This window comes from Pseudomonas salomonii, assembly GCF_900107155.1.
GTDB classification, from domain to species: Bacteria; Pseudomonadota; Gammaproteobacteria; order Pseudomonadales; family Pseudomonadaceae; genus Aquipseudomonas; species Aquipseudomonas salomonii.
Map to the genome: position 1 here is coordinate 97,541 of NZ_FNOX01000015.1, position 19,991 is coordinate 117,531.

A 19,991-nucleotide genomic window follows, 5' to 3' on the forward strand; every position below is an offset into this window, starting at 1 on the left:
CCCCCGTCAGGTGCATCAGTCTTTCTGATCGCGCAAAACGTTGCCGGAAGCGCCGTCGATACGCGCTTCATACACGATGCCATCGGACTTGCGCCCTTTGACTTCCCAGTAACCATTGTCATCGGCTTCGGCGCTGTAGACCTCGACATAGCCGGCCTTGGTCTTGGCGGTTTCAATGGCCTTTTCGATGGTGATCCAGCCCGCACCCGGCTTGTCGGCCAGGGCGGCGCCGGCGCTGAGCAGCGCGGTGGTTGCACACAGGGCGGCTAAGGTTTTCTTCAACATATTCGTTCTCCATTGTGGGAATGACGGACTCGTGTCCTGTGGTTTCTGATGTTTTCAAACGAGAATAAGTTCCAATTGATGTGCAATCGCCATGACGACTGTTCTCGTCATCCGCCTCGGGAGGTTAGAATGTTGGAAATCAGGACGGTTTAATGACTCAACAGCCCCTTTCAGAAGACGAATATGACGCGATCACCGATGCCGCCGCGCATTGGTGCATGCGTCTGCACGCCAGTGATTGCACGGCGGGCGAACGTCGGGCTTTTGAACAATGGCACGACGCCCATCCGCTGCATGCCTTTGAGTATGCGGCCATGCTGGAAATCTGGGACGTGGCCGACCACCTGCCGCGCAGTGAGCCTGCTGCGGTGGTGCTGCCGTTCAAACCGCGCAGCCGCTTGCGCACTTACGCGGTGGCCGCCGCGATATGCCTCGCCGCCCTGCCGCTGGCCGCCTTTACCGGCTGGGAAGCGGGCTGGTTGCCCAGCGCCTATGAGCATTTCGAAGCCGGCACTGGCTTGCGCAAGGTCACCCTCGGCGACGGCAGCCAGGTTGAATTGAACCTGGGCACCGAACTGGTCTACAGCCGTTACAAGGACCAGCGCCGCGTGACCTTGAACAAGGGCGAAGCGTTTTTCAAGGTCAGCCATGACAGCCTTCACCCGTTTATCGTCAAGGCGGGCGAAGGCCAGGTTCGGGTCACCGGCACTCAGTTCAACGTCTGGAAATACGAAGACCAGGTGCGGGTGATGTTGCTGGAAGGCTCGGTGCAGATTTCCAGCGACAAGGAGCACGCCAGCGTGCCCCTGACCCCAGGCATGCAGGCCAGTTACAACCTGGGCGACGCCACCCCGCGAGTCGCTGCGATTAACCCCAATGACTCGGCCCTGGCCTGGCGCCAGGGCAAACTGGTACTCGACAACCTGGCATTGACCGACGCGTTGCCGCTGATCAACCGCTACCTGAGCAAACCGGTGATGCTGGCAGATGCCAGCACCGGCGCGATTCGCATCGGCGGCATCTACAACATCAACGAGGTCAACAACCTCGTGCCTTCCCTGCCCAAGGTGCTGCCGGTCTACCTGACCCAGAACCAGGACGGCAACCCGGTACTCAATTCCATCCCGCGTAAAACGCCCAAGGGCTGAGCCTGCCTGCAACAGCAGGTTCGCTCGCGCTCAATGTGTCCATTTTTGAAACACCGCCCTCGCCTGAATCGCCCGCCGGGTGCGCATTCATGAGTTTGTCATGCGCAGTGTTTCATCGCTGAGACAGCCTTGAGGCGGGGCCGGGCATGTCCCTTGATGGCGGCACTGTTTCAACCATGAAACAGTATCGCCAGCACTTTGCCTCGATTTAACTTCAACCCTCTGAATACAAACAATAAATAAAAAGCGGCACGCGTTCTGCTCTGTTCCTGACAACGCTGTTTAGGGTCAGCGTTAAGAATAAGGAACACTGCCATGGACACACACAATCCAGGCTCACTGAGCCTCCTGCTGATCGGCTGTGCACTGAGTGCCAGCGTGAGCGCTCCGGTGTTCGCGGCAGGTGATGGCGTGATCGTGGTTGAACGCCAGGTTCAACCTTATGCAATAGGTCGCCCACGCGGCGTCGACCCTTACCCCACCACGGTGAATGCCAACCCGTCGGCTCAAGTCAACCGCGCCATGAACAATGAGCTCAGCGACAACGACATCGCCGGTATCAGCAGTGGCTTAAGCATTACTCGCAGCATCATGCCCAATGGCGGCGTTCCCGGGCTGAACAATCTCGGTGGCGCCAACAACCTCGGCGCAGCGGGTGCAGCCGGCCACGGCAGCAGCGGCAGCAGCATCGCCGGCACGGTCAACGGCGCGATCTCCAGCGGCCTCGCGCCGCTGAACAACATCAGCGGCATGGTCGGGGGGGCAATGAAATGAACCACTCCTGGATGTTGCTTGCAGCGTTCGGTTGCACCGCGGCGATGGCCGACAGCAACAACGCAACCCTTGAGAACTCGGGCCAGCAGTACAACGGTGTAGTGACGATCAACCAGGCCGCCGGTGACCAGCAACAACTGAGCAACAACGTTGCCATCGCAGTGGGCCACAACGCCCAGGCAAACATCGCCGTCACGCAAAAAATCAGCGGCACGCCCGCCGACCGTTCCCTGAACGCCAACGCGGCGATCCAGGGCAACTCCTTCACTAATGGCAACGGTGCACTGAGTGTCAACCAGTCCGCCGGGGCCCAGAACCAGATGATCAATGCCGTGCGCATCAGCGTGAATGCTGGCCCGCAAAGCATCGACGACAGCGTCATGTCGCAACAGAACGTTGCGCTTGCAACCGACTCAGGGTTGACCCCTACCACTGGCAGCCGCCAGGTCGTTACCAGCGACCAGGCCTTCACCGGCAGCCGTGGAGTGGTTCAGGTCAACCAGAGCGCCGGGGTGGGGAACCGAGTGGCTAACACCCTGAACTTACGACTCAACTGATGGAGCTGAGTCCATAGCTAGACCGTACCAACACTTAACCAACTAATTAGAAGCAAGGAGATACACCATGAAAACTTCAATGGCTCTTAAACCACTGGCTTTTGCTCTGGCTGCGCTCATGGCTGTTGCTGCTCAAGCGGGCGGTTATCACGCGCCTACCACAGCTGCCGCGACCACACTGGACGGTCAAAGCAACCATGGCAACGTGGTGCTCAATGACAAAACCAAAAACAACGCCTCGGCTAATGACTCCTACAACAACATCAGTGGCGTGGCCAACGGCAACGTGCTGAGCGGCGACAACAACCAAGGCAAAAACGACGTTGCCATCGTTTCCGGGGATGCGGATTTCGTGTTCGCCACCACCGGCACCGCTCAATCGAACACCGGTAACTTTGTGGCCAACAGCGGCACTAAAAACAACGCGTCCCTTAACGACAGCGGCAACCACGCTTCAGGCGTGATTCAGTTGAACGCCGCATCGGGCACCTCCAACCAAGGCAGCAACAGCGTTGCAATTGCTTCGGGGAATGGCGACAGCGGTGCTGCTGCCGTCACTGGCGTGCAGGATGTGTCGGGCAACCTGACCCTCAACCTGGCCAGCGGCCACGGCTGGGGCAGCACCAAACCGGTGGTCAACAACGCCAGCGTGAACAACTCGATGAACTACAGCTCCGGGGTCTCGAACTCCAACGTTCTGTCGGGCAGCAACAACCAGGGTCAGAACAACGTAGCAATCACTCGCTTCTGATCCAGATCGGGCCTTGGCAACAAGGCCCTTTTTATTTCCAGAGTCCAGCAGGTCATACGATCATGCGCCTCACAGCTGCCCTCCTCTTGTTCGCACTCACCGGCCCAACCTGGGCGGCGCAAATGGCCGTTGTCATGCCAAACGGCGCGGTGGTGTACAAGAAGGTCGAAAGCATCCGCGAGCGCAAATTCGCCAACCTGGTGGAACAGAAAACCGATTTCAGCTGCGGCGCCGCCGCGCTGGCGACCATCCTGCGCCAAGCCTATTGGATGGACGTGGATGAAGACCACGTGATCAAGGGCATGCTGGTCAACGCCAACCAGGACCTGGTGCGCACCCAAGGCTTCTCGATGCTCGACATGAAGCGCTACCTGGAAAGCATCCACATGCGCGCCAAGGGCTACCGGATTACGCCTGAAGTGCTGGTCACCGTGAAAGTGCCGGTGGTGGTGCTGCTGGACATTCGCGGCTACAAGCACTTCGTGGTGCTGCAACGGGCCGACAACGACTGGGTGTATATCGGCGACCCCGTACTGGGCAACAAGCGCTATGCCAAGGACGATTTCGTCAAGGGCTGGAACGGCATCGTGTTCGCGGTGATTGGTGAGGGTTACGACAAGGCCAACGCCTTGCTCACACCCCGCGCGCCGCTGACGGCCAAGAACCAGTTCAACGAGTTCAGCCCGGTACGCGACAGTGAATTGATGGACTTCGGTTTTATCCAGAGCGACTTCTTCTAGAAGCGCAATAAGGAGCAGGACGCTCCAGGAGCAAACGATGAACACTCGACGCTGGCTGACGGTGATATGCCTGGCAGCCGCAGCACCTGCCTATGCTTCTTCGGCATTCAAGCCGATCGAGCTCAAGGACGCGGAAATGGCCGAGTTGCGCGGGCGCTATGTGATGCCCGGGCGGATTATCAGCTTTGGCATTGTGATGAGCAGCACCTGGACCAATGCCGCCGGCGCGACGGTAACCGGCAGCGCCAACATGCAAGTCAACGCGTCCACCGTCACCCCACAGTTTTACGTGCAAATCACCGGTAACGACGGCACCGGGGTGATCAAACAGCCTGACGGCAAGGGCACCGTCGTCGGCGGCGCCGGCCTCGGCACCGGCCAGGGTGTGACGCAAAGCGTGCGCGCAGCGGGCGATGGCAACACGGCCAACAACGGCGTGGATATCAACGTGACGAAAAACGGCCTGGCACCGGCCAATTACGTGCAGTCCGGCCAGGCACTGATTGCCGGCCAGCCGATCACGGGGGGCACAGCCGCCGGCCAGGTCACGGTCACGGCTAAAAACGGCGGACTGCAAATGGCCCTCCAGGCCAATAACAATCAAGGCAATGTGGTGCAGCAAATCGGTGCCGGCAATGTGCTGCAAGGCACGGTTATTCAAGGCAACAGCAACTTCGTGAACAACATGACCCAACTTAATGTGGTCATGGGCAACAACGGTTTGAACAACATCACGCAGAACCTCAACCTGGATCAACTCAAAGGCCTACGCCCCTCCGGTTATTGAACTACGCTGAGCCTCGACACTTACGCATTAGAAAGGGACGGCTTATTTCATGCATCGATCTTTATCGTTACGTGCCGTGATTTGTTTGAGTACACTCCTGCCCGCGTCGGTGCTGTACGCCGCGCCGGATGCCGATATCGAAACACTGAAACAGGAACTGCTGGAGCTCAAGCAACGTTATGAAGTGCAGCAAAAAGCACTGGCCGTCTTGGAGCAACGTGTAAGGCAAGTCGAAGATCAGCCCGCAACACCAACGCCCAAACGCCTGGCCAAATCCCCTGCCGACTTCCAAAAAGGCGGTACGGCGGTGGCCGGCGTCGGTGCAGCCGCCGCGTCCGGTGGTGCGGCGGGTAGCAGCTCCTACGGGCAAAGCCTGAAGGACGATTCCGCTCCGGCCCAAAGTGTGAGCAACTTGTACAACGAAGCCAGTGGCTTTTTCGGCAATGGCAAGTTCAGCTTTGAAACCGGGCTCACCTACGCCCGCTACGACGCGCGGCAATTGTCACTTAACGGCTTTCTGGCGCTGGACTCGATCTTCCTCGGCAATATCAACCTGGACCGGATCAAGTCGGACAGCTGGACCCTGGACCTCACCGGCCGCTATAACCTGGACAACCGTTGGCAGTTCGACCTGAACGTGCCGGTGGTGTATCGCGAAGCGACGTACCAATCCGGTGGTGCCGGCGGCGATGCCAAGAATACGTCGGAAGCCTCCGTCAGCCGCGACCCGACCATTGGTGATGTCAACTTCGGCATCGCCTACAAGTTCCTCGATGAGAGCGCCAGCCTGCCGGATGCGGTGGTGTCGCTGCGGGTCAAGGCACCCACCGGCAAGGAACCCTACGGCATCAAGCTGATCGAGCAAGCCAGCAACAACAACCTCGCCGTGCCGGAAAGCCTGCCGACCGGTAATGGGGTGTGGTCGGTAACGCCAGGTATTTCCCTGGTCAAGACCTTCGACCCGGCGGTGCTGTTCGGCTCGCTCTCCTACACCCACAACTTCGAAGACTCGTTCAGCGATATCAGCCCCAACCTCAATCAGAAGATCCCTGGCAAAGTCAGCCTGGGTGACAGCTTCCAGCTTGGTGTCGGGGTGGCCTTCGCGCTCAACGAGAAGATGAGTATGTCGTTCTCGGTGTCCGATCTGGTGCAACGCAAAAGCAAGGTCAAGCAGAGCGGCCAGGACTGGCAATCGGTGGTGTCCAGCGATGCCAACGCCGGGTATTTCAACGTGGGCATGACGATTGCGGCGTCGGATAACCTGACGATCGTGCCGAACCTGTCGATTGGGATGACGGATGATGCGCCGGACTTTACGTTCAGCTTGAAATTCCCGTATTACTTTTAGTGGTATGGGGACGCGGAGCGTCCCTGGAGGCATTACCACGCGGAGCGTGGGAACGATCAGCCCCGCAACGATAAGGGTCGTTGCGGGGCTTTTCGGTTTACCCGCCCTAGCGGATCTGGTGTTTGTGCAGCAACCGGTAGAAGGTCGGCCGGGACACGCCCAGCACGCGGGCCGCGATACTCAGGTTATCGCTGTGCCGGTTGAGCACATCGCACAGCGCCTGACGTTCGGCGCGGTGCTTGTAATCTTCCAGTGTAGCCATTGGCGGCGCAATTGCCTGCTGCCCCTGCAACCCCAGGTCACCGGCTTCGATCTGGCGCCCTTCTGCCAGCACCAGGCCTCGTCGCACGCGGTTCGCCAATTCGCGCACATTGCCCGGCCACGGGTGTTGGCCCAGGGCAACCAGTGCATCCTCGCTGAAGCTGCGCGGCCTGCGCCCGGTTTCCTGGCTGTAGAAGCGCGAGAAATGGTTGGCCAGCATCGCCACGTCGCCATGCCGCTCGCGCAGTGGCGCGGTGATCACCTGCAGGACATTCAGCCGGTAATACAAGTCTTCGCGAAACGTGCCCTTCTCAACCGCCGCTTCAAGGTCCACGTGTGTCGCCGCCAGCACCCGCACATCCACCGGGATGGGCTGGCTACCACCGACGCGCTCGATCTGCTTTTCCTGCAGGAAACGCAGCAGGTTGGCTTGCAGTTCCATGGGCAAGTCGCCGATCTCATCGAGAAACAGCGTGCCACCGTGGGCCGCCTCGATACGCCCGACCTTGCGCTGGTGAGCGCCAGTGAAGGCGCCTTTTTCATGGCCGAACAGCTCGGACTGGATCAGGTGCTCGGGAATGGCGCCGCAGTTGATCGCAACAAAGGGCTTGGCATGACGCTGGGATTGGCGATGCAGGGTCTTGGCCACCAACTCTTTGCCGGTGCCGCTGTCGCCGCGAATCAGCACCGGCGACTCTGTAGGGGCCAGCTTGGCGAGCAATTTACGCAGTTCACGAATGGGCCGGCTGTCGCCCAGCAGTTCATGTTCCTGCGCGTCGATCAGCGCATGGCCTTTGCCGCGCAAACGCGCCATGCCGAATGCACGGCCCAGGGTGACCTGCACGCGAGCCACATCAAACGGCAACGTGTGGAAGTCAAAAAACCATTCGCAGACAAAATCACCGACATTTTGCAGGCGTAAAACGTCCTGGCTGAGCACGGCAATCCATTCGGTGCCGCTGCGGCTGATCAACTCCTTCACCGCCTCAGGGCGCTCCAGATGATAAGGCTGCAGGCGCAACAAGCCCACATCACACGATCTGTCGCCCACGGCGCCGAGCGCGCAGCTGTCCACTTCCCACCCTGCACCGTGCAGCCCAGGCAATAGCTGGTGGCAGTCGTCGCACGGGTCGACTACGAGCAAGCGTCGTTGGACAGGTGTAACAACCATGACTATTCCTTGGCGCCAAATTATTAAAGTTATTTATAAACAACGGTTTGTGCAGCCTGTCGCTCACACTAGCAAGTTATTGACGCAGCCTTTGTATCGTTTCGCTATAAGTCTGGGCACAAAGCCACCTCGGCGTCGCTGCGGACAAAAAAATCCGCAACCACCCGCACACTCAATGCGCTTTCAAAACAGCCGCTTACATGACGCCAATCACCAAAAGTTGAAATTTCTTGCTCTAAGATGTGACCCGTACCCTGCCATCGTGCATCAGTACAAGTAACTCACCGTCTGGCTCGCCCAACCGACGGGACTTAACTGACTGGGCATTTAGAGAGAAGACCCACATGAACGCCCCGCTGCGCATCAACGAAGCTCTTTTGATTGCAGACCGTGCCTTCCAGCCCTTTCAGTGCGTGGCCTGGCACGATGGCAATGGCGCCCTGAGCCTGAGCGTCATCGACCGTACCAACACCCGTATCGGCAGCAAACAGCTGTCTTCGAGTACCTACACCGATCCGGCTCAACTGGAAGATTTGTTGTTGCAGGCGCGCGCCGAACTCGACAAAGATGGCCATCAGTTGTTGTCGTGGGCCATGCCCAAGTAAGAGGCGGCAGTAACTTCCGATCATTGCCTGACAATGATCGGAAGTTGAGCATCACAACTTAAGCGACTTATCGCGGCGCAAGAATAAAGCGCTCGATCGCTTCGGCTGCGCCGTCCTCGACATTGCTGCCGGTGACCACACTGGCTTGGCGCTTGACGGTTTCTTCCGCCTGCCCCATCGCGATCGACAAACCCGCCACGGCAAACATCGCCGGATCATTGCCGCCATCACCGATGGCCGCCGTTTGCTGCATCGGCACGCCGAGGTGCGCAGCCAGGGTTTTCAAGGCCTCGCCCTTGTTGGCGAGCATGGCCGTGACGTCCAGGTACACCGGCTGCGACCGCGATACCTGTGCGAGCCCTTGCACCTTGGGCTGCAACTGCGCTTCCAGCTCGATCAACAACTGCGTGTTGTTGCTCGCCGCGACAATCTTGTCGACCCGGTCCAGGTACGGCTCAAAACTCTCCACCACCACTGGCCCGTAGCCCAGGCCATCGGCTTCGCGCTGCATCATCGGCCCAGGCGGGTCACGGCGCAGCCAATCGCCATCGGCGAACACCCAGACTTCCACGTCCGGCTCGGCCGAAAACAGCGCCAGGGCCACCAGCGCGGCTTCTGCCGGCAGGTGATGAGCAACCAGGATGCTGCCATCCGGGTTGATCAACGTACCGCCATTAAAACCTGCGACCGGCACATCAATACCGAACGTTTCGATAAGGTGCAGCATGGCTTTGGGCGGGCGCCCGCTGGCCAGGCTGAAAAACACCCCGGCGTCACGCAACGCCCGGACCGTATCGGCGGTGCGCTGACTAAGACTGTGGTCAGGATGCAACAAGGTCCCGTCTACATCACTGAGCACCAACTGGATGGGATGAATCGCTGCATCACTCATCCGAGGCTATGCCAGCTGCGGCCATCGCGGGCCAGCAATTCGTCGGCGGCCGCCGGGCCGTCTTCACCGGCCTTGTAGGTCTGGATCGCGTCATCCTGCTTCCAGGCATCCAGGAACGGCTGCACCGCACGCCAGCCATTTTCAATGTTGTCGGCGCGCTGGAACAAGGTCTGGTCACCGGTCATGCAGTCGTAGATCAGGGTTTCATACCCGGTCGACGGCTGCATTTCGAAGAAGTCCTTGTAGTCGAAACCCAATTCGATATTGGCCATTTCCAGGGCCGGCCCGGGCTTTTTGGCCAACAGGTCGAACCACATGCCTTCGTTCGGCTGGATCTGGATTTTAAGGTAAGTAGGCTTGAGCTCATCCACGTCCGTGTCGCGAAACTGCGCATACGGCGCGTGCTTGAAGCAGATCACGATTTCGGTGTCGCGAATGCTCATGCGCTTGCCAGTACGCAGGTAGAACGGCACGCCGACCCAACGCCAGTTGTCGATCATCACCTTGAGGGCGACAAACGTCTCGGTGCTGCTGTCGGGCGCAACGTTGGCTTCTTCACGATAACCGGGCAACGACTTGCCGCCGATTTCGCCAGCGCTGTACTGGCCGCGTACCGAGTTGGCGCGCGCATCTTCCAACGACCACGGGCGGATAGCCCCCACGACCTTGGCCTTTTCACCGCGCACCGCATCGGCGCCAAACGCCGCCGGCGGCTCCATGGCTACCATCGCCAGGAGCTGGAACAGGTGGTTGGGGACCATGTCGCGCAGGGTGCCGGTTTTCTCGAAGAAATTACCCCGCGTCTCGACACCGACGGTTTCCGCCGCAGTGATTTGCACGTGGTCGATGTAATGGTTGTTCCAGAACGCTTCGAACAGCACGTTGGAGAAACGGCTGATCAGGATGTTCTGCACCGTCTCCTTGCCCAGGTAATGGTCGATGCGATAGATCTGCTTCTCGCTCATCACCTTGAGCAGGCACGCGTTCAGCGCTTCGGCGGTGGCAAGGTCCGACCCGAACGGTTTCTCGATCACCACACGACGGAAACCGTCATCGGTTTCGTTAAGCAAACCGGCACTGCCCAGGCGCTGCGCCACTTCACCGAAGAAGCGCGGTGCCGTGGCCAGATAGAACACCGCGTTACCGGTGCCGCTGTCGGCGATCTTCTTGCCGATGTCGGCGTAGGTGCTGTCGTCGAGAAAATCGCCCTCAACGTAGCTGATGCCTTTGGCCAACTGCGCCCACAACTCGGGGTCCAGGGCGTTTTCGGCATTGCCCCGGACTTTGCTGGCGGCCTCGGTGCGGATGAAGTCCTCAAGTTTCTTGGCGAAATCGGCATCACTGATGGCGTTGTGGTCAACCCCGACAATACGCAGGCCGTCGCCCAGCAGCCCGTCACGACTGAGGTTGTACAGCGCCGGCATGAGCAGGCGCTTGACCAGGTCGCCATGGGCGCCAAACAGAAACAAGGTAGTGGGTGGAGCGGGTTCGGCCTTGGGTTTCTTGCCGTTAGCGGTCATTTTTTGGAAGTCTCCACATGGCCACCAAAGCCGAAGCGCATGGCAGACAGCATTTTGTCACCGTAGGTGCTCTGCTGACGGGAACGGAAGCGGGCGAACAACGAGGTGGACAGCACCGGTACCGGCACGGCCTGCTCCATGGCGGCTTCGATGGTCCAGCGGCCTTCGCCACTGTCGGCCACGGAGCCGGAGTAACCGTCCAGTTTCGGGTCGGTAGCCAATGCGTCGGCGGTCAGGTCCAGCAACCAGGACGAGACCACGCTGCCACGGCGCCAGACTTCGGCAATATCGGCAACATTGAGATCGAAGCGCTCGTGCTCCGGCAGGTTCTCCGAGTTTTTGGTCTTGAGGATGTCGAAGCCTTCAGCAAAGGCCTGCATCATTCCGTACTCGATGCCGTTGTGGATCATCTTCACAAAGTGCCCGGAACCGGCTGGGCCTGCATGGATGTAACCGTGTTCGGCGCGGCTGTCGGCAGAGGCCGAACGGTCCTTGGTGCGCGGGATGCTGCCCAGGCCCGGTGCCAGGCTGGCGAAAATCGGGTCGAGGCGCTGCACGGTCTCGACGTCGCCGCCGATCATCATGCAGTAGCCGCGCTCCAGGCCCCAGACGCCGCCGGAGGTGCCGACGTCGACGTAGTGCAGGCCTTTTTCCAATAGAGCCTTGGCACGACGGATGTCATCTTTATACATGGTGTTGCCGCCGTCGATGATCACGTCACCGTCTTCGAGCAACTCACTGAGTGTATTGATGGTGTCTTCGGTGGGCGCGCCAGCCGGCAACATCACCCAAACAGCGCGCGGCTTTTGCAGGCCGGCTACCAGGGCCTTAAGGTCGGCGACGCCGGTGGCGCCCTCCTCGCTCAGGCCTTTGACGAATGCTTCGTTACGGTCGTATACAACGGTGGTATGCCCATTGAGCATCAGGCGCCGCGCAATGTTACCGCCCATGCGGCCTAGTCCGATAATCCCCAGTTGCATGTGCTGATGCTCCTAACTACTAAATAAATGTGTGACATAGTTTATAGCGCAATGAGGCTAATGAGGGTTAGTCCAGAGCGGATCCGTGTAGTTTCATGACAAAAAAATGCCATCGTTTCAGCATCACCGCCGAAAAAGTCACAGCGACCACCAAAAATAAAAAAGTTCCATTGACCTTAAAAAGAATTCAGAATTGCTTCCGACTGTTGCCGAGAACTTCGATTGACGCGTTCCGGCACCGCGATCTACCGGCTATTTGCGAGGTAAGCAATGAGCACAGCACAGATGACCCGACCGCCACAGACCCTCTACGTCAGCGTCCGTCGCGATGAGTTGCGCCAATTAAAAGAAGAACGCGATCAACTGCAGCAGGAGGTTCTGCGTCTGCGCGCACACCTTCAAGCACAGGTCAATCAGGCATCCGGCACCCATCCTGCGCTTTGCTGAACCTGAGCTGAACGAAGCCTTCAGAAATAACTCACAAAGTTTTCACATCCTCCTCCCGATACTCCCGCCGAATAGGGCCACGCACACGCGGCGGCCCACTGTCGCGTGCATTCCTGCGCAGCGACTGAGCAATTATCGGGTTGGAGTACTGGATGGCGATGTTCAAACGCAGCACCAAGTCTGCGAAAGGCTTTGATTGGGCCGGTCTTGGCTGGTTGTTCCTGTTTTTCTGGTATTTCTCGGGTATTACCCAACTCCTGATCCAACTGACCGGCACCTCCGGTTTCAGTGGCTTTCGCCAAGCCTTCTTCCTGAGTGCGTTCTGGCTCGCGCCGATGCTGCTGTTCCCAAAGCGTACACGCTTGCTCGCGGGCTTGATCGGCGTGGTGCTATGGGCCTGCTCGATGGCCAGCCTGGGTTATTTCTTTATCTACCAGCAGGAATTTTCACAAAGCGTCATCTTCATTATGTTCGAGTCGAACATCTCTGAAGCGGGCGAATACGCGACCCAGTACTTCGCGTGGTGGATCGTGCTGGCGTTCATCGCCCATACCGCCGTGGCCATTTTCCTGTGGACCCGCCTGCGCCCGGTTTACCTGCCGCGTGGCCAGGCGCTGCTGGCAGCCACCGCGATTGTGCTGGCGGTGGTCGGTTACCCGCTGGTCAAGCAGATTGCGACCAACCCGACCATGGAACTGGCCATCGACGGCTTCGAAAGCCGCGTCGAACCGGCCGTGCCATGGCAGATGATCGTTGCCTACCGCCGCTACACCGAACAGCTCAACAGCATGCAGGGCATGCTCACCAGCGCCAGCAAAATTCCGCCCTTGAAGAACCTCAAGGACACCATGGTCGACCAGCCGTCGACCCTGGTGCTGGTGATCGGCGAATCCACCAACCGTCAGCGCATGAGCCTCTACGGCTACCCGCGTAACACCACGCCGGAACTGGACAAGCTGCGCGACCAGTTGGCGGTGTTCGACAACGTCATCACCCCGCGCCCCTACACCATCGAAGCGCTGCAACAGGTGCTGACGTTTGCCGACGAAGAAAACCCGGACCTGTACTTGAAGACGCCGTCGATCGTCAGCGTAATGAAACAGGCCGGCTACAAGACCTACTGGATCACCAACCAGCAGACCATGACCAAGCGCAACACCATGCTCACGACCTTTTCCGAGCAGGCTGACGAGCAGGTGTACCTCAACAACAACCGCAACCAGAACGCCCGCCAATACGACGGTGATGTGCTGGCGCCGTTCGCCAAGGCCCTGGCCGAGCCCGCCGAGCGCAAGTTCATCGTGGTGCACCTGCTGGGCACTCACATGAGCTACCAGTACCGTTACCCGCCGACCTTCGACAAATTCACCGATCGCCAGGGCGTACCGGCCGGCATCAGCGATGATCAGTTGCCGACCTACAACAGCTACGACAATGCGGTGCTGTACAACGATTTCGTGGTGTCGAGCCTGATCAAGGATTACGCCAAGACCGACCCGAACGGCTTTTTGCTGTACCTCTCGGACCACGGCGAAGATGTGTTCGACTCGGCCGGCCACAGTACCTTGGGCCGTAACGAAGGCAAGCCGACGGCGCCGATGTACACCATCCCGTTCATGGCCTACGCCTCGCCGAAGTGGCGTCAAACCCACGACTGGAGCTTTGCCGGCGACCTGCAACGGCCTTACAGCAGTTCGCAGTTGATCCACACCTGGGCCGACCTGGCCGGGCTGAGCTTCGATGAATGGGACCGCAGCAAGAGCCTGGTCAACGACAGCTTCAAGCCGCGCCCGTTACTGATTGGTGACCCTTACATCGGCCAGAAAAAGGGTTTGATTGATTTCAGCCTGATCAAACCGAAGAAGTCGGACACCGCCGAAGTGGTTGCCAAATAGACTGAGCCTTGTAACAGAAAGATAACAATCATTCTCGTTTAAGCCTAAAGTCCCGCGCCTCCTTTCGTCTTTGAGCCATGGCCTTCCCTTTTGGAAGGCCGCAAAGACGACAAGGAGTCTGCTGCGATGTTCGCGCCCTTTACCCGTTCCATGACTCTAACCATTGGCCTGTTCAGCGTCGCGCTGAGCCCGGACCTGCTGGCTGAAACCGACCCCGAGCGTGCCCCGCCACGCGCCCTTGAGCTGGGTGCCACCAGCATCACCGCCGAAGGCCTGGGCGCGACCACCGAACACACTGGCGCCTACACCACCGGTTCGATGAACACGGCCACCAAGCTGAACCTGTCCATCAAGGAAACCCCGCAGTCGGTTTCGGTGATTACCCGTCAGCAGATGGATGACTTCAACCTCAATACCCTCACCGAAGTGCTGCGCCAGACCACAGGTGTCAACGTCCAGCATTATGATTCAGACCGTGTCTACTATTCCGCCCGTGGCTACGGCATCAATAACTACCAGATTGACGGGATGCTCAATACCTTCGGCTACATGAAGTCGGATTCGGACACCATCATTTACGACCACATTGAAGTGGTACGCGGCGCCACGGGGTTGACCACGGGTGCAGGCGACCCTTCGGCCACCGTCAATATGGTGCGCAAGCGCCCCACCGCCCAATGGCAGGCGCGAACCGGCGTGAGCGGCGGCAGCCATCACAACTATTACAGCTACGTGGATGTCGGCGGGCCGCTGGCATTTGACGGGCGATTGCGCGGACGCACCGTACTGGCTTACCGCGACAGCAAATCGTTCCGAGACAACTACGGGCTGCAACGGTCGGTGGGCTACGGCATTCTGGAAGGCGACCTTTCAGACGATACCGTGCTGGCTGTAGGGTTTGATTACCAGGACAAGCATGTGCAAGGCACCTCCTGGGGCACTGTGCCCTACTGGAACAGCCAGGGCGGCAAGGCCGGTCTCTCGCGCTCAACCAACATGGCGGCAGACTGGAGTTCGTGGCCGCTGACGGACAAAACCGCCTTCGCGACACTGGACCATCGGTTCGCCGGTGACTGGCATTTGAAGGCGGCCTACACCCATCGGCAAAGCGACACTGACGGCAAGGTTTACTACGGCGGTGCGGGCTTCCCGAATGAAGATCGCAGCGGCATGTATTCCTGGTCCAGCCATATGCTCGGCAAATCAACCATGGAAGCCATCGACCTCAATCTCGCCGGCAGCTACACGCTATTGGGCCGCGAACACGCGCTGATGGTGGGGTATGGCGAAGCCGCCCAACGCGATGTATCACCCTTTCTGCGTAGAGGCCAAAACCCTGCGGGTTACGAAACTATTCCAGATTGGAAATACATGGGCGGAATCGGCAAATTTCCCGACACCGTCACGGGCCTCAAGGGTGAGCACAGCAGTAAGGAACAGAAAGCTGGCTACCTGGCCACGCGCCTGAGCCTGACAGATCGTTTGCACGCCGTACTTGGCAGCCGCTACGGCAGCTGGTCGCTGGAAAGCGCAGAACCGGCCTACAACGCCAATGATCAACTGACTGCTGCCAACAAAACCCGCCAGACCCACAATGATATGTGGACCCCCTACGCCGGGCTGCTTTATGACCTGACGCCGCACTACACGGTCTACGCCAGCTACACGGATATATTCAAGCCACAAAGCAACCGGGATGCCAACAAGAAATACCTCGAGCCTGTGGTGGGCAGCAACTATGAGGTGGGACTCAAAGGCAGCGTGCTGGACGAACGCTTGAACCTGGCGGCGGCGTATTTCTGGAGCAGTCAGGACAATGTCGCAGAGCTGGACGACTCGGTGCCACCCAATCCAGTCACGGGTGAGGAGTACTACAAAACCGGTGGAAAAGGTAACAAGGTCAAGGGCTTCGAACTGGAGGCCGCCGGTGAAATCATGCCCGATTGGAATGTGACAGCCGGCTACACCTACACCCACTCAACGTACGGCACGGGCAAACGCAACAATACCGAACAGCCCCTCAACCTGCTGAAAGTCTCCAGCGCCTACCGGCTGCCAGGCGAATGGCGCAACCTTACCGTGGGTGGTGCGGTGAACTGGCAGAGCGATTTCTACGGCCTCAGCAATCGGCCGACGGGCGCCCGGGACGACAAGGGCAACCTGATCACCACACGAGCCAGGATCACCCAGCAGGCCTACACCGTGGTCAACCTGATGTCGCGCTATCAATTCGACGAGCATGTTTCCGCATCAGTTAACGTCAATAATCTATTTGATAAAAAATATTACGAGCGCGTCGGCTTTTATAACGGTGTGTATTGGGGAGACCCACGCTCCATCACTCTGGCACTGGATTGGCAGCTGTAAACTGCAACCCCCGAAGTTAACAAAAACGTTAACTTCGGGGCAGTTCCATGTTAATTCCCACTTAATAAGATGGCGGCATAGTCGCGCCATGAATCGGATCACGGAGCGATCAGACACCAATCACTCTTAATGGGAATACTGCCATGAAACTTTCGACCTTGATGCTTGCCGGCCTGATGAGCCTGACCTCCGTAGCAGCCTTCGCAGAGGGCGGTTCAGAGCGCTCCAAGGAGTTTTACAACAACTTCGCATTCACCCAGCAGCAAATTCACGGCACCACGGATAACACCGCACTGGCCGACGGCAAGAGTGTTAAGACCGAACAGTCCCGCGCGGAGCAACAACCTAACAGCTGAGTTAATCTTTAGTTAATCCGCATGCCCCTGTGCCAATCCGCTCCTTTGGCAAAGGTTAATTTGGCGCCAGTTAATGGCGCCTTTTTTATGCCGCCGATATTAATCGCCGTGATTAAAGCGCTTTGCTCCAAAACAGCATGCGGCCATGGGCGGGATCAAAAATCGAATCATCGAAACCGAACTTGCGATAGGCCGCTTGCGCCACGTCATTGCCTTCGAGCACCTCCAGGGTGATCTTGCAGCAACCGCGCTGACGGGCGATCTCCTCGACCTTGAGCAGCATTTTCTGGCTAAGCCCCAGGCCACGAAACTGATTCATCACCGCCACATCGTGCACGTTGATCAACGGGCGGCAGGCAAACGTCGAGAACCCTTCGAAGCAATTGACCAGACCCGCCGGCTCCCCGCCGACAAACGCCAATACGCTGAATGCGTGGGGGCGCTTGGCCAGTTCGGCTGGCAGTTGCAGCAACAGGTCGGCCGGCAGCGCGTGGCCGCCGCCCATTGGGTCTTCAGCGTAATGGTTGAGCACCAAGCCAATGGCGTCAGCGTGCACAGGGTTGGTGTAGCTGGCTTGCAGCACCAGGATGTCTGGGGTATCCATTTCCTTCCTCAATCACGACAACAAGGGAGTCTGTTCCCTTTGAGAGGATGATTGTAAGCGGGGAGCCAGTCGCAGATGAAGGAGATTAGCTACAAATACCTGACGGAAATGACGAGGCTTGTGCCGCCCAACAAGCGCTTCTGGCCTGGGATATTTCCTAGGCGCCGAACCGCTGCAGTTGCATTTCTTGTAAACGGCTCAGGGTGCGCCGGAACGCAAACTCCAGATAACCCTCGGTGTAAAGGCTTGCCAACGGCACCTGGGCCTCGATAAACAACGGCACCTTGCGGTCATAGCATTCATCAACCAGTGCGATGAAGCGTCGCACACTGTCATCGTGTACCGACAACTCAGGCAGCTCTCGATCCCCCGCCACCACACGTTGAGCCGCATCCTCGGTGCCACGGGCAATCCGCGCCGGGCGTTTTTGCGCGCTCAGGTTGGGCACCTCGCCCAGCAGGATCGCCTTGTAGCGATCGCACAGCAGCATGAAGTCCATCGCCGCCAAAGGCTGCTCGCACAGATCGGCGTAACGACACCAGAGTACCGAATCGCAGGACTGTACCGCCGTGATCGAGCGAAAACCGACGGCGACCGCCCCGCTGCTGACCACCTGCCCTTGACTCAATTGCTTGAACACCGAAGCGAGTGCCTCCGGTTGATTCACCCAATAGCGCTGCAACCCCACACCAGGGTGCAAACGGTGATCTTCACCGCCGTCTACCGCCACCACGTGCATATGCCGCTTGATAGCCTCGATGCCCGGCACGAATCGCTCGCGGTTGAAGCCGCCCGCGTACAGCTCGTCCGGCGGTTGGTTGGAGGTGCAGACCATGACCACGCCCTCCTCGAACATCACCTGGAACAGTCGGCCGAGAATGATCGCATCACCAATGTCGTTGACGAACAGCTCGTCGAAACACAGCACGCGCACCTCCCGGCTGAGTTCCCGCGCCAAAGCCTGCAGGGGGTCCTGGATGCCGCTGAGCTGGAAAGACCGCTGATGCACCCAGCCCATGAAGTGATGAAAATGCTGGCGCCGCGCGGGAACGCGCAGGCTCTGATAAAACTGGTCCATCAGCCAGGTCTTGCCCCGGCCCACCGGCCCCCACAGGTATACCCCGGGAATCGGCGAGCGGCCTTGGTGCAGGGCCTCAAAGCAGGTTTGCAGGGCTTGTACCGCGCGGCGCTGGGCGTCGTCGGGCACGAAGCCTTGCTGGGCGATGGCGTGTTGGTAGGCGGCGAGCGGCGAGTCGAAAGTCATGCCTGCCAGTATGACTTACAGCGAGATATCCAGCCGTGAAATCTTGCCCTGCTGGTTCAGGCGAAAGGTATAGCGCAGCTCCAGCGGGCTTGCGGGGAAATTGCCGGAGACCCTATTGCTGACCAATACCTTGCCGGTGCGCTGCTGCACGTTGATCACTTCGACGCGCGGCTGATAACGCCGCCCGGTGTCTTCCATCCAGCGAGCAATGGCTGCAGGGCCGACCTGATGTTGACCCTCATCGAACACGTTGGCATCGTCGGCAAAACACTGGGCAATCGCTGAGATGTCGCCGGTATTGGTCGCGGTTATGTAGGCTGCAATGGCAGGGGCCAACGCTGAAAAAGACATGGCACAGCTCCTTTTTAGTGATGTATGGCGCCATGCTAAGCCAGCCCTGTGTCAGTTTTTGTCAGGAGTAAAGGGTCCTGAATCGTTGTGGTCCATCAACTTGCGCCAGCCGCGCAGCAGGTCGCTGCGCCGGCCAGGGTAACGCTCACCGTGGGCGTCAGCTGCGGCCACCCGGTCGGTGCGAAACGTACGATAGGCACCACGCAACTCGCACCAGGCCACGATCACACGCACCTCATTGAGAAACCCCAATGCCAGCGGCCAGATCAGCCGCTGGCTCTGGGTTTGGCTGGCGTCGGCATAATCGATATGCAGCTTGGCCTGGTTGCGAATCGCCTCACGAAACACATTCAGCGGCACGCGGTTTTCCGGGTAGCCAAACCCCGGCGGCCCTGGCAGCAGCGTGGGGTTACGCAAGGCTTCCTGCGCCGCCGGGTCGAGCACATCGGCAATTTTTGCCAAGGCATTGGCCGCCGCACGGCTGAGCACGTCATCGCCGCGCTGGTCCACATAACGCAAGCCCAGCACGATGGCTTCGGTTTCCTCGGCGTTGAGCATCAATGGCGGCAGGAACAGCCCACTGCGCAACACATAGCCCACCCCGGCCTCACCAAAAATCGGCGCGCCGAGGGCCGTCAACTCAGCGATATCGCGATACAGCGTGCGCTCGGACACTTCCAGTTGCTCAGCCAGTACGGCCGCAGTTACCGGGCGCTTCTTGCCCCGCAGGGCCTGCAACAAGGTCAGTAAACGAGTAGTGCGCGACACGTGGACCCCGCCGAAACAGCCAAAAGTGCCGCAGCTTAGCAGAGCCTCCTGTCAGAAAACGTCAGCAGTATTTATCTCGGAGCGCTTCGCACTCGACCAAGGCGCAGACATACCGCGACC

21 protein-coding genes are annotated in these 19,991 nt (G+C 59.1%); 12 read left to right on the forward strand and 9 right to left on the reverse strand.

Annotated elements, in window-relative coordinates:
- Positions 1-15: 15 nt before the first annotated feature.
- A complete protein-coding gene (locus BLV67_RS28275; RefSeq protein WP_065931264.1) occupies positions 16-285 on the reverse strand; it encodes a PepSY domain-containing protein in 270 nt (89 codons plus the stop codon).
- A gap of 152 nt (positions 286-437) precedes the next feature.
- On the opposite strand from BLV67_RS28275, the gene BLV67_RS28280 reads away from it, so the two are divergent.
- The 7 genes from BLV67_RS28280 (at position 438) to BLV67_RS28310 (ending at position 6,390) form a co-directional block, all read left to right on the forward strand.
- Positions 438-1,433 carry a FecR family protein gene (locus BLV67_RS28280; protein WP_065931265.1) on the forward strand — a complete coding sequence of 332 codons (996 nt, stop codon included), beginning with the start codon at positions 438-440 and terminating at the stop codon, positions 1,431-1,433.
- Positions 1,434-1,748: 315 nt separating this feature from the next.
- Positions 1,749-2,207: a hypothetical protein gene (locus BLV67_RS28285; protein WP_065931266.1), complete on the forward strand. Its 459-nt coding sequence runs from the start codon at positions 1,749-1,751 to the stop codon at positions 2,205-2,207.
- Positions 2,204-2,764: an adhesin gene (locus BLV67_RS28290; protein WP_069787272.1), complete on the forward strand. Its 561-nt coding sequence runs from the start codon at positions 2,204-2,206 to the stop codon at positions 2,762-2,764. The genes BLV67_RS28285 and BLV67_RS28290 overlap by 4 nt, the downstream gene beginning before the upstream one ends.
- Before the next feature lie 67 nt (positions 2,765-2,831).
- On the forward strand, positions 2,832-3,515 hold the full coding sequence (locus tag BLV67_RS28295; RefSeq protein ID WP_065931268.1) for a heme utilization protein: 684 nt from the start codon (positions 2,832-2,834) through the stop codon (positions 3,513-3,515).
- 62 nt (positions 3,516-3,577) lie between these two features.
- Positions 3,578-4,255, forward strand: coding sequence for a C39 family peptidase (locus tag BLV67_RS28300; protein WP_065931269.1), 678 nt, complete (start codon positions 3,578-3,580; stop codon positions 4,253-4,255).
- A gap of 37 nt (positions 4,256-4,292) precedes the next feature.
- Entirely contained in the window at positions 4,293-5,042 is a 750-nt protein-coding gene (locus tag BLV67_RS28305; RefSeq protein WP_069787271.1) for a hypothetical protein, read from the forward strand.
- A 49-nt stretch (positions 5,043-5,091) separates the two neighbouring features.
- Positions 5,092-6,390: a transporter gene (locus BLV67_RS28310; RefSeq protein WP_065931271.1), complete on the forward strand. Its 1,299-nt coding sequence runs from the start codon at positions 5,092-5,094 to the stop codon at positions 6,388-6,390.
- A gap of 106 nt (positions 6,391-6,496) precedes the next feature.
- Here BLV67_RS28310 and BLV67_RS28315 read toward each other — a convergent pair whose 3' ends face one another.
- Positions 6,497-7,822, reverse strand: coding sequence for a sigma-54 dependent transcriptional regulator (locus tag BLV67_RS28315; protein WP_065931272.1), 1,326 nt, complete (start codon positions 7,820-7,822; stop codon positions 6,497-6,499).
- A gap of 344 nt (positions 7,823-8,166) precedes the next feature.
- On the opposite strand from BLV67_RS28315, the gene BLV67_RS28320 reads away from it, so the two are divergent.
- Positions 8,167-8,427, forward strand: a complete 261-nt coding sequence (locus tag BLV67_RS28320; protein ID WP_056860295.1) for a hypothetical protein — start codon at positions 8,167-8,169, stop codon at positions 8,425-8,427.
- 67 nt (positions 8,428-8,494) lie between these two features.
- On the opposite strand, the gene BLV67_RS28325 is transcribed toward BLV67_RS28320, so the two are convergent.
- The 3 genes from BLV67_RS28325 to gnd are packed head-to-tail and all read right to left on the reverse strand — an operon-like array spanning position 8,495 to position 11,819.
- On the reverse strand, positions 8,495-9,319 hold the full coding sequence (locus BLV67_RS28325; protein WP_065931273.1) for a Cof-type HAD-IIB family hydrolase: 825 nt from the start codon (positions 9,317-9,319) through the stop codon (positions 8,495-8,497).
- Positions 9,316-10,839, reverse strand: coding sequence for a glucose-6-phosphate dehydrogenase (zwf, locus tag BLV67_RS28330; RefSeq protein ID WP_056860297.1), 1,524 nt, complete (start codon positions 10,837-10,839; stop codon positions 9,316-9,318). Before zwf ends, BLV67_RS28325 begins: the two co-directional genes overlap by 4 nt.
- Complete coding sequence (gene gnd / locus BLV67_RS28335) at positions 10,836-11,819, reverse strand: phosphogluconate dehydrogenase (NAD(+)-dependent, decarboxylating) (protein ID WP_069787270.1); 984 nt, start codon at positions 11,817-11,819, stop codon at positions 10,836-10,838. Before gnd ends, zwf begins: the two co-directional genes overlap by 4 nt.
- Positions 11,820-12,089: 270 nt before the next feature.
- Here gnd and BLV67_RS33050 point away from each other — a divergent pair, with 270 nt between their 5' ends.
- From BLV67_RS33050 to BLV67_RS28350, 4 genes are all read left to right on the forward strand, one after another.
- Positions 12,090-12,266 (forward strand): DUF6026 family protein, encoded by a 177-nt coding sequence (locus tag BLV67_RS33050; protein ID WP_256122271.1) that lies wholly within the window; start codon positions 12,090-12,092, stop codon positions 12,264-12,266.
- Between the two features lie 152 nt (positions 12,267-12,418).
- Positions 12,419-14,161, forward strand: a complete 1,743-nt coding sequence (locus tag BLV67_RS28340; protein WP_065931275.1) for a phosphoethanolamine transferase CptA — start codon at positions 12,419-12,421, stop codon at positions 14,159-14,161.
- Between the two features lie 126 nt (positions 14,162-14,287).
- Positions 14,288-16,528 carry a TonB-dependent siderophore receptor gene (locus tag BLV67_RS28345; protein WP_069787269.1) on the forward strand — a complete coding sequence of 747 codons (2,241 nt, stop codon included), beginning with the start codon at positions 14,288-14,290 and terminating at the stop codon, positions 16,526-16,528.
- 143 nt (positions 16,529-16,671) lie between these two features.
- The gene (locus BLV67_RS28350; RefSeq protein WP_069787268.1) at positions 16,672-16,884 is read left to right on the forward strand and encodes a hypothetical protein; all 213 of its coding nucleotides are present in this window, start codon (positions 16,672-16,674) and stop codon (positions 16,882-16,884) included.
- A 112-nt stretch (positions 16,885-16,996) separates the two neighbouring features.
- Here the strand turns inward: BLV67_RS28350 and BLV67_RS28355 are convergent, their stop codons facing one another.
- From BLV67_RS28355 to BLV67_RS28370, 4 genes are all read right to left on the reverse strand, one after another.
- Positions 16,997-17,488 (reverse strand): GNAT family N-acetyltransferase, encoded by a 492-nt coding sequence (locus BLV67_RS28355; protein ID WP_065931278.1) that lies wholly within the window; start codon positions 17,486-17,488, stop codon positions 16,997-16,999.
- Positions 17,489-17,645: 157 nt separating this feature from the next.
- On the reverse strand, positions 17,646-18,752 hold the full coding sequence (zapE, locus tag BLV67_RS28360; RefSeq protein WP_065931279.1) for a cell division protein ZapE: 1,107 nt from the start codon (positions 18,750-18,752) through the stop codon (positions 17,646-17,648).
- Between the two features lie 15 nt (positions 18,753-18,767).
- Positions 18,768-19,103 (reverse strand): nuclear transport factor 2 family protein, encoded by a 336-nt coding sequence (locus BLV67_RS28365; RefSeq protein ID WP_069787267.1) that lies wholly within the window; start codon positions 19,101-19,103, stop codon positions 18,768-18,770.
- A gap of 51 nt (positions 19,104-19,154) precedes the next feature.
- Positions 19,155-19,871, reverse strand: coding sequence for a helix-turn-helix transcriptional regulator (locus tag BLV67_RS28370; protein ID WP_069787266.1), 717 nt, complete (start codon positions 19,869-19,871; stop codon positions 19,155-19,157).
- Positions 19,872-19,991: the final 120 nt, after the last annotated feature.